General features: G+C 43.8%; 2 protein-coding genes. Both read right to left on the reverse strand.

The features are described from left to right. Positions 1-333 precede the first annotated feature (333 nt). Entirely contained in the window at positions 334-1,488 is a 1,155-nt protein-coding gene (locus AC1WIP_RS14865) for a hypothetical protein (protein ID WP_481142561.1), read from the reverse strand. After that, on the reverse strand, positions 1,482-2,220 hold a 739-nt coding region (locus AC1WIP_RS14870), incomplete at its 5' end, for a C39 family peptidase (protein ID WP_481142562.1). The genes AC1WIP_RS14865 and AC1WIP_RS14870, both read right to left, overlap by 7 nt.

A 2,220-nucleotide genomic window follows, 5' to 3' on the forward strand; every position in this document is an offset into this window, starting at 1 on the left:
TTCCGGGACGTGTTCTCACTGCCTCCAGCCCCTCCAGCACCTTTATGCTGGAAGCGTCATATTGCTTGTCTGTATTTGCCATGTTTCCTCTCATTCTGCCGCGTGAGCGGCTTTGTAATCAGAAGGAACTTTGTGCGGTAGCACAAATTCCGGATTGAAAATTTTAATTTTCAATCTTTTCTCTCCAATAACATAAAAATATGCCTGATTTCCTGGCCTTTCAGAAAATGACGGCCAAGTCATATGAAGTTAGTATACCACATATTTTGCGGACAGAAAAGAAAAAAAACGCCGCCTGCATCTGTTTGGATGCGCTGCGGCGTTTTGAAGGGCTTATAAAGAGGGAATGGTATATTTCCTGTAATAATAGCGCCCGTCCTTTTCAATAATTCCGGAAAAGCCGTCGTCCTCCAAATGGCGGAGCTTCATCTGCTCCTCGTTTTCCCTAAAGTGCAGCACCCATAAATCCTGTGTATCCACATCAAGGATATAGCCATATTGCTGTGCCTTCCACAGAAGGAGGTTTCCTACACATTTCCCATCCCATATGATATTGTCTTCGGCAATGAAGGGCACCCATCCAATTCTTTCAAAGGTATCCTCCCATTGATAGATTCCGCCCAGGTTTTCCCTGAGGGGTCCCCGCTCGCTTAAATAAAAGGCTCCATTGCTCTCCGCTGCAAAAACCACGGGCTTTTCCAGTTTGGCGCTTCTTTTTATGGAATGGGAGGCTGCGTCATATTGGCATAATGTCTGCTGCCCATCCTCATCCTCCTCGGCAAACCAGACTCCGGCCGCCGATTCGCTCACGCAGGCAAGGCGGTTTTTTGTCTCATAGAGCACCTCTGTCTCTCTTGTGAGCAGGTCTGTTCTGGAAATTTTATAAACCTTTTCCCCGGACGCTTCTCCTGGAATACTGCTGTCATCTATATAGAGCACAAGCAGTTTTTCATCGTATCCGTAAAGCATAGGAAGTACAAAGCCGGTACAGGAGAATACCTCCCAAGGCTCCTCTTTTGGATGCAAGCCCACAAGGGAAAAACCGTCTGTGCCAAGCAAGGAAACAAAAAGCCAATCCCCGTGAGGAAAAGTGCTGTACAAACTTGAAGAAACCTCCAGCAAAGGAACAGCTTCTCCACTCCAGGGTTGAAAGTAAAAGGTCTTAAGAAGATCCTGACCCGCAGGATCATGCCTAAAACAATAGTATATGCCTTCCGTTGTGCTTCCCCGATAAGAAGCATTGTCTGGGAAATTCTGTATCTCCCGTTCTTCTATGTGCCAATCCGTCCGGTATTCCAGAATATCTGCTGTTTCAGAGGAGGACATGACAACTTCCGATTCTGCATCCTGAGAAACTTCCGCACCCTCCTCATCTGCCTCGGTATTCTCTGCAGTTTCCACTGCAATGGAAACCTCTGATTCACTGGATGTGCAGCCGGTTAATAGCAAGGCAGCAAGCAGAAATAGCCATATTCTTTTTTTTACCATATCATCGCCTGCCTGAAGTGGTTATTGTTTGCCTCATACAAGCTATCAGCCGGATGCACAACATTTCCTCTCCCTTCATATGGATCTGTAATACGTACTGTATTATCGATTACATTATAACCACTGACATTTACAAAGTGACCGCTTGAGTCGTAATCAAAAGAATCAATATCATTTGTATTAAGATCAAGAACAGCCGGCCTTCCATAATATACACTTGACTGAATCTTGCTAAACCATTGACTCTGCGTTCCAATGGATGCATATACATAATGCTGTTCATCAATATAATCATTTAATACTCCTGGAATCCGCGTCATATCCGTTCCAGCAGTTGTTGTACCTAAAGCCTGCGCATAAACGCTTTGTGCTCGTTCCGTTCCGGTAATCCATTTCACTACTTGTTTTACAGTGGCTGGTCCGCACCAATAATTTGTCTCTTGTTCATAGCAGGTAACGTTTATTTCACAGCCGCTTGGAAATGTAACCCTCTCTCTCAGAAGCTTCAATTCTTTTTCGATTGCCTCTTGAGTGATGATTCCCGGCTGAGCACCTTCTTCAATGGTCATATCTCCGTTACCAGAAGCAAAAGCTATCTTAGTATCCAGTAAAAAACCAAATGCTATAGCTATTAGTAATACAAAATATTTCCTTGTTTTAAATGTTTTCTTCATAATTAAATCCCCTTTCAACACAATCCTGAATATTTTTACAATAAAAGCTGACTTATGA

This window comes from Acetatifactor sp. (assembly GCF_982438285.1).